8 protein-coding genes and 1 CRISPR repeat array are annotated in these 13,017 nt (G+C 61.3%); of the genes, 1 reads left to right on the plus strand and 7 read right to left on the minus strand.

Annotated features, from left to right (window positions below; genetic code table 11):
• Window positions 1–156: 156 nt before the first annotated feature.
• From HHJ17_RS01235 to apbC, 3 genes are all read right to left on the minus strand, one after another.
• The gene (locus HHJ17_RS01235; RefSeq protein WP_296504754.1) at window positions 157–3,051 is read right to left on the minus strand and encodes a molybdopterin-dependent oxidoreductase; all 2,895 of its coding nucleotides are present in this window, start codon (window positions 3,049–3,051) and stop codon (window positions 157–159) included.
• Between the two features lie 5 nt (window positions 3,052–3,056).
• On the minus strand, window positions 3,057–4,853 hold the full coding sequence (locus HHJ17_RS01240; protein WP_296504757.1) for an NADH-ubiquinone oxidoreductase-F iron-sulfur binding region domain-containing protein: 1,797 nt from the start codon (window positions 4,851–4,853) through the stop codon (window positions 3,057–3,059).
• A gap of 64 nt (window positions 4,854–4,917) precedes the next feature.
• Window positions 4,918–6,009, minus strand: coding sequence for an iron-sulfur cluster carrier protein ApbC (gene apbC / locus HHJ17_RS01245; RefSeq protein ID WP_296504759.1), 1,092 nt, complete (start codon window positions 6,007–6,009; stop codon window positions 4,918–4,920).
• A gap of 141 nt (window positions 6,010–6,150) precedes the next feature.
• Between apbC and HHJ17_RS01250 the strand changes: the two genes are divergently transcribed.
• Window positions 6,151–7,437, plus strand: a complete 1,287-nt coding sequence (locus HHJ17_RS01250) for a patatin-like phospholipase family protein (protein WP_296504761.1) — start codon at window positions 6,151–6,153, stop codon at window positions 7,435–7,437.
• Between the two features lie 80 nt (window positions 7,438–7,517).
• Window positions 7,518–9,904: direct repeats of the CRISPR family, unit length 37 nt; unit sequence GTTTCAATCCACGCCCGGCATTGCTGCCGGGCGAATC.
• Between the two features lie 225 nt (window positions 9,905–10,129).
• On the opposite strand, the gene cas2 is transcribed toward HHJ17_RS01250, so the two are convergent.
• The 4 genes from cas2 to HHJ17_RS01270 are packed head-to-tail and all read right to left on the minus strand — an operon-like array spanning window position 10,130 to window position 12,989.
• The gene (gene cas2, locus HHJ17_RS01255) at window positions 10,130–10,420 is read right to left on the minus strand and encodes a CRISPR-associated endonuclease Cas2 (protein ID WP_296504764.1); all 291 of its coding nucleotides are present in this window, start codon (window positions 10,418–10,420) and stop codon (window positions 10,130–10,132) included.
• Window positions 10,421–10,429: 9 nt separating this feature from the next.
• Window positions 10,430–11,458, minus strand: a complete 1,029-nt coding sequence (cas1c, locus tag HHJ17_RS01260) for a type I-C CRISPR-associated endonuclease Cas1c (RefSeq protein ID WP_296500308.1) — start codon at window positions 11,456–11,458, stop codon at window positions 10,430–10,432.
• Window positions 11,459–11,482: 24 nt separating this feature from the next.
• Window positions 11,483–12,121 (minus strand): CRISPR-associated protein Cas4, encoded by a 639-nt coding sequence (cas4, locus tag HHJ17_RS01265; RefSeq protein ID WP_296500309.1) that lies wholly within the window; start codon window positions 12,119–12,121, stop codon window positions 11,483–11,485.
• A 22-nt stretch (window positions 12,122–12,143) separates the two neighbouring features.
• Complete coding sequence (locus tag HHJ17_RS01270; protein WP_296504766.1) at window positions 12,144–12,989, minus strand: Bro-N domain-containing protein; 846 nt, start codon at window positions 12,987–12,989, stop codon at window positions 12,144–12,146.
• Window positions 12,990–13,017 lie beyond the last annotated feature (28 nt).

A 13,017-nucleotide genomic window follows, 5' to 3' on the forward strand; every position in this document is an offset into this window, starting at 1 on the left:
AAAAGCAATACGGCAGACGGGGCATCCAACGCTAGCCCAGGCCCTTATCACCCGCGGCGGGCCCATCCGGGTGGCCGTGGGGGGCAGTGCGAAAACCGGATCTACACGAGGCTGACTGGCGCACGTGCGAACATGCGCTAAGTCGTCCGATAAACGCTATTCGTTGATGGGCGTCATGCACACCGCGCAGTATTTGAATTCGGGTATTTTTCCAATGGGATCAAGTGCGGCATTGGTCAGCAAGTTGGCTGCTGCCTCGCGGTAGACAAACGGCATGAACACCGTGCCATCCGGCGTGCCGTCATCGCAGCGCAAACGCACCGTCACGGCACCGCGGCGCGAGCGCAGATTGACCAGGGTCCCGGCGGGCACGCCCAGGCGCTCCAGCTCACGGCCATTGACCGAGGCGGTGGCGACGGGCTCCAGCGCATCCAGCACCTGTGAGCGCCGCGTCATGCTGCCGGTGTGCCAGTGCTCCAGCTGGCGCCCGGTAATCAGCACCAGCGGGTAGTCCGCATCCGGTTTTTCATCGGCCTGGATCAGCAGGGTCGGCACCAGATGGGCTCGGCCGTCAGAGGTGGGGAAGTGGTCGGCGAACATCGTTGCTTGACCGGGGTCAGCGGCACTCAAACACGGGTAGGTCACACTGCCTTCGCGCTGCAGCCGCGCCCACCTGATGCCACCGATGGCGGTGTGCATGGCCTGACGCATCTCTTCATAGACGACGGCGACCATAGCCCCCACGCTTGCCACTTCGCGTACTGCGCTGCCCCCCGAGGGGGCCGTGCCTTGCTTGGGGCGGCCCGGCGCGGCGGCATCCATCTCACCGTAGTTCCAGGTCAATCCCATGCGCTGGGCGATCTGCTGAATGATCCACAAATCAGGCTTTGCGTTGCCTGGCGGCTCGATCGCCTGCCGGCCCAGTTGCACCATGCGATCGGTGTTGCTCACCGTGCCGGTTTTCTCCGGCCAGGCGGTGGCCGGCAGCACCACATCCGCCAGCCATGCGGTTTCGGTCATGAAGATGTCCTGCACCACCAGGTGCGACAGCGATGCCAAAGCGCGACGCGAATGATTCAGGTCGGGGTCGCTCATGGCCGGGTTCTCGCCCATGATGTACATGCCGCGCACCTTGTGCGGGTCGCTCTCGTCGCTTAGCGCCTTGCGCATGATTTCCACCACGGTATAGCCGGGCTGGTCATCCAGCTTGGCGCCCCAAAACTTCTCAAACCAGTCATGCGCGGCTTTGTCGGTGACGCGCTGGTAGTTGGGAAACATCATGGGGATCAGGCCGGCGTCGCTGGCGCCCTGCACATTATTTTGTCCGCGCAAGGGGTGCAGGCCGGAACCCGGTTTGCCAATCTGACCGGCCACCATGCACAGCGCAATCAGGCTGCGCACGTTGTCGGTGCCGTGCACATGCTGGCTGATGCCCATGCCCCAGAAAATCATGGCCGCTTTCGCTTTGGCATAGGCGCGCGCCACCTCGCGGATGCGGGCCGCCGGGATGCCACAGACCGGCGCCATGGCCTCGGGGCTGAAGGCGCGCACGCCCTCGCGCACCGCTTCAAAATTGGACACGCGGGCGGCAATGAACGCGGGGTCGGTCAAGCCCTCTTCAATGATCGTGTGAATCATGGCGTTGATCAGCGCCACGTCGGTGTCGGCCTTGAACTGCAGCGTGCGCCACGCCTGCTTGTCCAGGTCGGTGCCGCGAGGGTCTGCCGTCACAATCTTCAAGCCGCGCTTGGCCGCGTTTTTCATCCAGGTGGCGGCCACTGGGTGGTTGCCTGCGGTGTTGGAGCCAATCACCAAAATCAGCTCGGCGTGGTCCACATCACTCACCTGGTTGCTGACCGCGCCGGAACCGACCCCTTCCAGCAACGCCGCCACGCTGGAGGCGTGACACAGGCGCGTGCAGTGGTCCACGTTATTGGAGCCGAAACCGGTGCGCACCAGTTTCTGGAAAAGGTAGGCTTCTTCGTTGCTGCCTTTGGCCGAGCCAAAACCGGCCAGTGACTTAGGCCCAAACGCGTCGCGCAACTGCTGGAGCTGGCCGCCGACCAGGTTCAGTGCCTCGTCCCAGGTGGCTACGCGGAACACGCTGGCCCAGTCCGCCGGGTCGCGCGTCACCGTCGTGTCTTTCGGCACATCAGCGCGCCGGATCAAGGGTTGCGTGAGCCGGTGCGGGTGATGCGCATAGTCAAAACCGAAGCGACCCTTGACGCACAGACGGCTGTGGTTGGCCGGGCCATCGCGGCCGTCCACCGCGACAATTTTGTTGTCCCGGACCTTGTAGCTGAGCAGACAGCCGACGCCGCAGAATGGACAAACCGAATCCACGACTTTGTCCACACGCTGCGACCCGATCAGTGTTTTGGGCATCAAGGCGCCCGTGGGGCAGACCTGCACACACTCGCCGCAGGCGACGCAGGTGCTGTTACCCATCGGGTCCTGCAGGTCAAAGACGATGGCGCTGTGGGCTCCGCGATGGGCGTAGCCGATGACGTCGTTCACCTGCACCTCGCGGCAGGCGCGCACGCAGCGGGTGCATTGGATGCAGGCATCGAGGTTGACCGCCATCGCCGGGTGCGACACATCCGCCCTGGGTTGCTCACGGCGCAAGGCCTTGAGTTGAGGGCGCACAGAAACGTTCAACCGCGCCGCCCAGTCGCTCAACTCACCGTGTTGACCAGCCAGACCACGCTCGCCGTCATTCCACTTGTAGCCCTGGTCGGGCATGTCCGACAGCAGCAACTCCAGCACCAGTTTTTGACTTTTGACGGCGCGCTCGCTGTGGGCCTGCACTTGCATCCCCGCCGTGACGCTGCGGCAACAACTCGGGGCCAAGGTGCGCTCGCCCGCAATCTCCACCACACAGGCGCGGCAATTGCCATCGGCCCGCAGACCGTCCTTGTAGCAAAGATGGGGGATGTCAACGCCATGGCGCTGCGCGGCCTGCAGGATGCTTTCGCCCTCATTGGCCTGCACAGCATTGCCGTTGAGCGTGAAGGTGATCACGGTTTGAGAGCTTGGGGCTAGCGTGGTCATTCGAGTCACTCCGCCACGAAAGGTGTCAACGCATCCCCTGCCCCGCCTTCAATTTCATGCGAAAAATATTGCTGCACACAGCGCACCACATTCGGCGCCGCCTGCCCCAGTCCGCAAATGGAGGCATCCACCATCACAGCATTCAGGTCGTCCAGCGTGGCGTTGTCCCAGACGGGCGCTTCCATCAGCTTGGCGGCTTTGGCCGTGCCGACCCGGCACGGCGTGCACTGGCCGCAACTCTCCGCCGCAAAAAAGCGCATGGCGTTCAGGGCGGCATCCCGCGCCCGGTCCTGCTGGCTCAGTACCACCAGGGCGGCCGAGCCGATGAAGCAGCCATGAGGTTGCAAGGTGTCAAAGTCCAGCGGAAGATGGGCGAGGCGGGCCGGCAAAATGCCCCCCGAAGCGCCACCCGGCAGGTAGGCATACAGCGTATGCCCGTCCAGCATGCCACCGCAGTATTCGTCAATCAACTCGCGCGCCGTGATGCCGGCCGGGGCCAGTTTGACCCCCGGCAGCTTGACCCGACCACTGACACTGAAACTGCGCAAGCCGTGGCGACCCTGCCGACCAAAACCGCGAAACCAGTCCGCGCCCTTCTCCACGATGTCGCGCACCCAGTACAGGGTCTCCAAGTTGTGAACCAGCGTCGGCCGGCCAAACAGGCCTTTCTCGGCCACGTAGGGCGGGCGCAGACGCGGCTCGCCGCGCTTGCCCTCAAGGCTTTCGAGCATGGCCGACTCTTCACCGCAGACATAGGCGCCGGCGCCACGGCGCAACTCGATGTGTGGCAAGGGACAGGGTGGATCCGCCTGCAGGGCCTCAATCTCGCGCGTCAACATCTGGCGCGCATCGTGGTATTCATCGCGCAGGTAGAGGTAGCAAGCCTCGGTACCGGTGACCTGGGCGGCAATCAGCAGGCCCTCCAGAAAGCGGTGCGGGTCGCGCTCCAGGTAGGTACGGTCCTTGAAGGTTCCCGGCTCGCCTTCGTCGATGTTGACCGCCATCACACGCGGCGCGGGCTGCGCGCGCACGATGCGCCATTTGCGCCCTACGGAGAAACCCGCCCCGCCCAAACCCCGCAGGCCGGAGTCTTCCAGGGCGCGGATCACGTCTTCGGCTGGCTCTTCACCATTCACCACGGCGGCGGCCAGCACGTAGCCGCCTTGCTGGCGGTAGGTCTTGAATGCTATAAAATCAGTAGCTACTTGCGCAGTATTGACGAGGGCTACGGCCTCATTCTGTATAAATTTTGAAGCTTCCAGCACCAACACCACGTTGGCATGCGGCACCGCCCGTTGGCCGACCAGCACAGCGGGCGCCTGCTCACAGCGCCCCAGACAAGGCGCCGCCATCACGCGCACCGTCTCGCCCAGCAAAGCAGGCAGGCGAGACCTCAACTCAGCCGAGCCGGCCATCGCGCAACTCAGGCCGTCGCACACCCGAACCGTCAGCGCCGCCGGGGTTTGGCCGTCGCCCAGAACCTCGAAGTGGTGGTAGAAGGTGGCCACCTCAAACACCTCAACCATGGGCAGTTGCATGTCGCTGGCCAGCGCCACCAGGTGCCGCTCCAACAGACACTGGTAGTGGTCGTTGAGCCGGTGCAGATGTTCGATCAGCAGGTCACGCCGATGGCCACCCGGCGGTGGCGGGCCAATCAGCGCACGCAGTTCTTGTCTGGATGTGTCATCGACTTGCCGGCCTTTCAGATGCGCCACCCGCCTGGCCTTTTGGCGCAGTTGATCCGGCGTCGCCAAGAGCACCGGGAGCAGATCTGCGGTAACAGGCAAAGTAACAGGTTGCATGGCTGACAAATCGACCAAATTACTGATTAACGGCTAGACCGGCTTGACGAATATCAAACCCAGATCAAGTATCTTTCGAGATTTTGATGGACGGAAACTTGGAAGAAAAATCCTTGTTTTTCGCCGCAATCGACACCGCCACCTTGCGCGCCACCGCTTTGTAAATGCTGGCCACTTCGCTATCGGGGTCCGACACCACGGTGGGCTTGCCATTGTCGGCCTGCAGACGGATCTGCATATCGAGCGGCAAGGCGCCCAGGTAATCCATGCCGTAGTCGGCCGCCATCTTTTTGCCACCGTCAGCGCCAAAAATGTGCTCGACATGGCCGCAGTTGCTGCAGACATGCACCGCCATGTTTTCCACGATGCCCAGAATCGGCACGCCGACTTTTTCGAACATCTTGATGCCTTTTTTGGCATCCAGCAGCGCAATGTCCTGCGGCGTCGTCACCACCACGGCGCCAGTCATGGGCACGCGTTGCGACAGGGTCAGCTGAATGTCGCCGGTGCCGGGTGGCATGTCGACAATCAGATAGTCCAGATCGCGCCAGTTGGTCTGGCGCAGCAACTGCTCCAGCGCCTGGGTCGCCATCGGGCCGCGCCAGATCATGGCTTCGTCCTGTGCCACCAGAAAACCGATCGACATGACTTGCACGCCGTAGTTCTCCAGCGGCTCCATGGTTTGTCCATCGGTACTGTCCGGCTTGCCGCTGATGCCCATCATCATCGGCACGCTGGGGCCGTAAATATCGGCATCCAGCAGCCCCACACTGGCGCCTTCAGCGGCCAGCGCCAGCGCCAGATTGACGGCGGTGGTGCTCTTGCCGACGCCGCCCTTGCCGGAAGCCACCGCCACGATGTTCTTCACCTTGGGCAACAACTGCACGCCGCGCTGCACCGAATGCGGCACGATCTTCATGCTGACGTTGACCGACACGTTGTCCACGCCCGCCACGCCTTTGGCGGCGGCGATCAGCGCCTTGCGAAAGCCGGGGATCTGGCTTTTGGCCGGATAGCCCAGTTCAACGTCAAAGGCCACATCACCGTCGGTGAGGGTCAAATTCTTGATGGATTTGGAGGACACGAAGTCGCGCCCGGTATTGGGATCGATCACACTTTTAAGTGCGTCCATCAGCATCTGTTCTGTCACGGCCATTGATTACTCCTGAAGGCCGCTAGTCTAGCGAATACTGCCTTAACCTTGCTGGCGTAGGCGAATCGGGGTTGTCCCCGAAAAAGCGTGCTTTTCCCCGCTTTCCGGTTCTTGCCCGCCCTGGTGCGGGCCGATAATGATTTCATGCTGAATTCTTTGCCCACGACGCCCTCTACCACCGGGCTGCTGCTGACCGGCGGCGGGGCGCGTGCGGCCTACCAGGTCGGGGTGCTGGAGGCCATCGCCGACATCCGCAAAGTTGCCGGCGCACAAGGGCCGGCCAACCCGTTTCCGATCATCACCGGCACCTCGGCCGGGGCCATCAATGCCGCAGCACTGGCCTGTGGCGCCGATGATTTTGATGGCACGGTGCGCCGCATCGCCGAGGTCTGGAAAAACTTCGAGGCGCACCAGGTCTACCGGGCCGACTCGTTGAGCATGCTGCGCTCGGGCGCCACCTGGATGACGCTGCTGTCAGTGGGCTGGCTGGTGGCGAAATGGCGGCGCCTGAAACCACGCTCCCTGCTGGACAACGCACCGTTGGCCGAGCTGCTCAAACAACTGGTGCCGCTAGAGCGTCTGCCCTACCTGATTCGCAAGGGGCATATGCAGGCGCTGGCCGTTACCGCATCAAGCTACAGCTCGGGCGAGCACGTCACTTTTTTCGAGGGTCACAAACGCCTGCGGCCTTGGGTGCGGTCGCAGCGCCGCTCGGTACGCGACCACATCACGCATGCCCATCTGCTGGCGTCATCGGCGATTCCCTTTGTGTTTCCGGCCACGCCCCTGCAAATCGACGGAAAAACCGAGTATTTTGGCGACGGCTCCATGCGCCAGTCCGCGCCCATCGCCGCCGCGATCCATTTGGGCGCCACGCGGATACTGATGGTAGGGGCCGGACGCATGCATGAGCCCAAAAATGAAGTCCATCTGCACACCAACAGCAGCTACCCGTCGCTGGCGCAGATTGCCGGCCACGCGCTGTCCAACATCTTTCTGGACGCGCTGGCGGTGGATGTGGAACGGGTGCGCCGCATTAACCAGACCCTGTCACTGGTACCGCCCGAGGCGCGCGGTGGCAGCGCCCTGCGAACCATCGGGTTGCTGGTGATTGCGCCTTCGCAACGGCTGGACGCGATCGCCGCCCGCCATGTGGGCGAATTACCGCCCGCAGTGCGCACCATGCTCGGCGGCGTGGGAGTGTCCTCCAGCGCGGCTGACATCAAAGGCGCGGCGCTGGCGAGCTATTTGCTGTTCGAGAGTGGGTACACCCAAGAGTTGATGGCACTGGGCTATGCGGATGCAATGCGGCAACGCCCAGAGATTTGCGCCTTTTTTGGATGGACCGATTCCCAACCGCCGGACAGCAGCACCTACCCCAGCCCCAAACCCAAGACCGATCGCAGGCGAGACCCGCTACGTCTGCGCTGATATTTTTATTCAGCTGGAGGTCGGTTGGATGCATGAAAACCTTGTGCCATGCGTTGGCGCGATGCCCAGAACCCACCCCCGTTTTAATCCACGCCCGGCATTGCTGCCGGGCGAATCCGGACGAACCGGCAACGGCGCTCAGACGACTTGCTGTTTCAATCCACGCCCGGCATTGCTGCCGGGCGAATCCGGCATATTGATAATCAACCGCTTGCACTCACCATTGTTTCAATCCACGCCCGGCATTGCTGCCGGGCGAATCTTCAGCCGGTCGGACACATCGTCAAACACGGCGGGTTTCAATCCACGCCCGGCATTGCTGCCGGGCGAATCCAAAGCGCACATCACTGACAACAAAGTGGGTCAAGGTGGTTTCAATCCACGCCCGGCATTGCTGCCGGGCGAATCGTGGGTGCGTCGCTTCCAAACGAGCGCTGCATGCGGTTTCAATCCACGCCCGGCATTGCTGCCGGGCGAATCATCGCCCGCTGCTTGCTCGATGCCGTACTTCGACGTGTTTCAATCCACGCCCGGCATTGCTGCCGGGCGAATCGGTAGCAGCGGTAATGTCAACCACAGCGTAAGCAGTTTCAATCCACGCCCGGCATTGCTGCCGGGCGAATCTCGGCAAGCGGGCATTGCGGGCAACTGGCTCGGGTTTCAATCCACGCCCGGCATTGCTGCCGGGCGAATCATGAGCGCCACACCGGGCCAACCACCAGCGAGAGTTTCAATCCACGCCCGGCATTGCTGCCGGGCGAATCACCTTTTCCATTGAACACCGGCCGATGTTCAACAGGTTTCAATCCACGCCCGGCATTGCTGCCGGGCGAATCCAAAAACCCCCAACAAGTAAGCAAGCTAGCGACCGGTTTCAATCCACGCCCGGCATTGCTGCCGGGCGAATCACTGGCGAGGCCGACGTTACGTGTTCTAAAACGGGTTTCAATCCACGCCCGGCATTGCTGCCGGGCGAATCCCGGCCTTGGATATTCACCGCCACACTCAACCGGTTTCAATCCACGCCCGGCATTGCTGCCGGGCGAATCTATTTTCTGAACGCCGCCGAAACCACGAACAACCGGTTTCAATCCACGCCCGGCATTGCTGCCGGGCGAATCCCACTGCAGCTTGCAGGCTGACGGCTTCGATCAGTTTCAATCCACGCCCGGCATTGCTGCCGGGCGAATCTGAAAGCATGAGCAAGCAACCCACTATCACATTGTTTCAATCCACGCCCGGCATTGCTGCCGGGCGAATCGAACGCACTGGCCCGGCTGGACCTGATGGTGCGGTTTCAATCCACGCCCGGCATTGCTGCCGGGCGAATCATGGCCGAGTTAACCAAGCTCGATAACGTTGAGGTTTCAATCCACGCCCGGCATTGCTGCCGGGCGAATCCCTTTTCACCACCATCGAACCGGCAATACGGTATTGTTTCAATCCACGCCCGGCATTGCTGCCGGGCGAATCCGTCCCGGTTGACTTTGCCGGCGCTATGAAGGGGTTTCAATCCACGCCCGGCATTGCTGCCGGGCGAATCGTGCGTTCTTGGGCAGGCGAGGGCTGGGTATGAATGGTTTCAATCCACGCCCGGCATTGCTGCCGGGCGAATCAAAGGCCGAGCAGCTGCGCGAGAGCATCCGAAAGGTTTCAATCCACGCCCGGCATTGCTGCCGGGCGAATCCATGGTCAACGGCAACCAGCTTGCTATCAAAGCGTTTCAATCCACGCCCGGCATTGCTGCCGGGCGAATCTCTTGCCGACAAGCGCGAGGACACCTTCTTGATGGGTTTCAATCCACGCCCGGCATTGCTGCCGGGCGAATCATCTGTTGGAATGTACTTGCCTCGCCTGATGATGTTTCAATCCACGCCCGGCATTGCTGCCGGGCGAATCTTCATTTGTCGTCCCAGCCCATTGATTCCCAGTTGTTTCAATCCACGCCCGGCATTGCTGCCGGGCGAATCTGACCTCGGCTTGTACCAAGAGGGCTTCAGTAAGTTTCAATCCACGCCCGGCATTGCTGCCGGGCGAATCACCGCCCCCACCTCGGTCATCAAAGACCCTAGTGAAGTTTCAATCCACGCCCGGCATTGCTGCCGGGCGAATCCGCAACCACGCTCACAGCTGCACAGTCTGGTCAGTTTCAATCCACGCCCGGCATTGCTGCCGGGCGAATCAATGCGGCCCGCACTTTGCGCGCGGGTACTGGCGTTTCAATCCACGCCCGGCATTGCTGCCGGGCGAATCCTGGTTTGCCTGGCGTTATAGCTATCAACTTGAGTTTCAATCCACGCCCGGCATTGCTGCCGGGCGAATCTTCACCGTAAGGCACACGTCGCGCAGCTTGTCCTGTTTCAATCCACGCCCGGCATTGCTGCCGGGCGAATCAATTTGTCATCTGTTATCTCTGCGGCAGGCCAGTACGTTTCAATCCACGCCCGGCATTGCTGCCGGGCGAATCCCCGCGTCGCTAACGCATTGTTTCCACACGATTTTTTCGTTCAGTTGCGCGAACCTGGTGGAAAGTACAAATATTTTGAAATTCAAAAACATGGAAATTAAAAAAACTTGAATCAATTCAATAGCTTGCAGAGGGCGCGAACCTCTAGGTGAAAAGTCAGTCACTTGGGGTCCGCGCTGGCAACCTTATCACGGGAATGACCTCATGTACGGCAAATAGCATCAATCAAAGTACCAACGGCGCATCAAAATCCACGGCAATAAATGCGCCATGCTCAAGCACTTCAAATCCGCGTGTGGCTGGTATGCGGTACAAACGCAGGCAGTCTGTCTTAGGGTCGATTTCTGACAGTAATTCGCGCTCAAGGGCTTCAAATTTTGCGATATCCAACTGGCATTCAAAAACCGATTTTTGTACCCGTTGCCCTATGCCCTCGCAAACTCGCGCCACTCGGCGCAAGCGGCGGCGCCCCGCTTTGGTTTCGGTACTGACGTCATAACAAACAAGCACCAGCATCTTCAGCCTTTACTTCGCCACAAAGGGCACATAGGGTGCGCCGTCTTCGCGCATGGCGCGCGCCAGCAAGCGGGCCTGCACCAAGGGCACCAGTCCCAGCGGCACGGATTGCGCCAGCAGGGGGTGATTGATTTCATCCTTCTTGCGCTCCTGATACGCCACCACAACGGCCTTGCGCGCATCCGGTTCTAACAGCACGCCACCGCCCTCGCGCAACACAAAATCATCCGCACCCAGCTGGCCCCGGTTTATCAGCGTCAGGGCCAGTCGATCAGCCCAGGGACGAAATTCTTCCATCAAGTCCAGCGCCAAAGCGGCACGACCGGGACGCAAGGCGTGCAAAAAGCCCACTTGTGGGTCCAACCCGGCAGCCTCCAGCGCGCTGCGGCAATCGTTCATCCACATTGCATACAAAAAAGACAGCATGGCGTTGAAGCGATCGCGTGGCGGCCGACGCGTGCGTCCGTCCATCGTAAAAGCGGCCCGCTGATCGGGGCGCACCAGCAGACTCAAGCCGCTGAAATATTGACGCGCGGCGGAACCCTCCACGCCGCGCAGGCTGTCCAGGTCTGTGACCTCGGGCAATGCACGCAGGGCGGCGGCGAGGTCATCGGCCAAACGCGTCAGCACCTTGGCTTCATCTTCTACCTTGGCCTCGCGGGCACCGCGTTGCAACACTTGTCGGGTGTTCTTGATCTTGCCCGCTACGCTGGCACGGGCCATGTCGAGTGTGAAGGCGGGGTCGGCCACGCGCTGAAACTGCGCTTGGCGCAGCAACACGTTGCCGGTGACCGCGCCCTCCAGACGGGCTTTGAAGCGGCCATTGTCATCCAGAAGAACCAGCGCAATGCCGCTTTCGGCCAGCCGGTGCATGAGCGGCGCCGACAAACCAATATGGCCAAAACAGACGACCGAACTCAAGTGATGCAAGGGCACGCGCAGCCGCGTCTCGCGCTCCACTTCAACGCGCAGGGTGTCGTTATCGAGCCGCAAATAGGTCTCGGGTGTGGTGATGTAGAGGGTGTTAAGGAGTTGCATGGTCAAGCCAATTCACAGAAGGCGCTAGGCGTCGGGGTCAAACAGGGCGGCACGAGCGGCAATCAAGCCCTTGTGCGTGGCTTGTGGTTGGCAGCGTTCCTGCAACGAGCAGGCTTTGCAGCGTTTGACTGCCTGCTCGGCACCCAAGGGCGGGGGCAATTCGCCGCTGGTCAACATGTGGCGAATGGCATCGGCGGTTTGCGCCACGTCTGCACGCAGTTGGTCTGTGATTTCGACCACACGGCGGCGTTTGGAGGTGGCGTAGTAAAGGGCGCCCTCGTTGACGGGTTTTCCGGTCATGGCTTGCAGGCACAGCGCCTGGGCTGCCAGTTGCAGGTCGTCGCACGCGGCAATGTCGGCGGCTTTGTTGCGGCTGCCATGTTTGTATTCGACCGGATAAGGCACGCCTCCGGCCAAAAACTCTACCACGTCGGACTTACCCAGCAAACCTATGTCGTCATGCCACAGCGGCAAGGCGCGCTCGACGCGCACGCCTTTGGCGGTTTCAACGCCGGGCTGGTCAACTTTGGCGTGCAGCGCCTGGCCACGCAGGGTGTAGATGTTTTCATCAAACACCTGCTCCAGGTGAATCAGGCCGCACTGGCGCGGGCAATAGCGCCAGTGTTGCAGGGCAGACAGGGGAATTTTTTCAGACTCGTCCATACAGTTTGCGATGATGTGTGCCTTACGCTTTGGGCAACTTCTTCACGGTTTTTTTCGCCGTGGGCGGCAAAAAACTCTCGCCCGTTACCACCGACTTGCCGGTTTGGTTCTCCAGTTGGTTGCGGGCTTGGGCGGCAATGCGGCCACCCGCTTTGGCGGCCGTTTTGTTTTGCGGCAGGCCGGTGGCATCCACACTTTCAGAGATTTGCCGGGTGGACAGCTCGGCCAGCGCCGTAAAAATCAGTTCCGCCTCGCTCATGTGGTCGCGCAGATTCTGGCTTTTCAGGCCCTTCATGTCCTTGTGCTCATTGACGCTGACCCCGGACCATTCCTGGTGAATGATGTTGGTCAGGATGGCAAACTCGCTGCCCTCCTTGATGTCATGGTCGCGCCAGTAGTCGGTGAGCTTGTTGCGCGTTTCCTGCCCGGTCATGCGTTGCGCAATCCACTTGTCGCTGCGCCCGTGCTGCTGCCAGGTTTGGCGCGCCCGGTCCAGCGACAAGGCCGGATCAGCCAGCTCTTGCATGCGCTCGTAGCCGACCTTGGCGAGCCAGCGTTTGATGGGCTCGGCTTTGGGGCTGGGGACGGATTGCACCAGGCGCAGCAGTGTCTCGGCTGTGGCGCAATCGGTGTCACGCTGCTTGCCGTCCGGTGCCGTTAATTTCAACCTTACGATTTTCTCGTAAGGTTGCTCAGAGCCTGCTTCCTGCGCCAACTTGCGCTTCAGGTCAGACCAGTACCGATTGGCATAGGTGCTTTCAGTCAGCACCTGTACCACGTCAATCACCGAAAACCACCAGATTTCAGTGGCTTCGTCGTACACGCGGCGAATGGTTTGTCCATCGAATTCAGCGGGGAAGATTTTCATCTTGAGGCCCTTCAAATTGACTCGTGTT

The sequence above is a fragment of the Rhodoferax sp. genome (assembly GCF_012927445.1).
In the GTDB taxonomy this organism is placed as follows: Bacteria; Pseudomonadota; Gammaproteobacteria; order Burkholderiales; family Burkholderiaceae_C; genus Rhodoferax.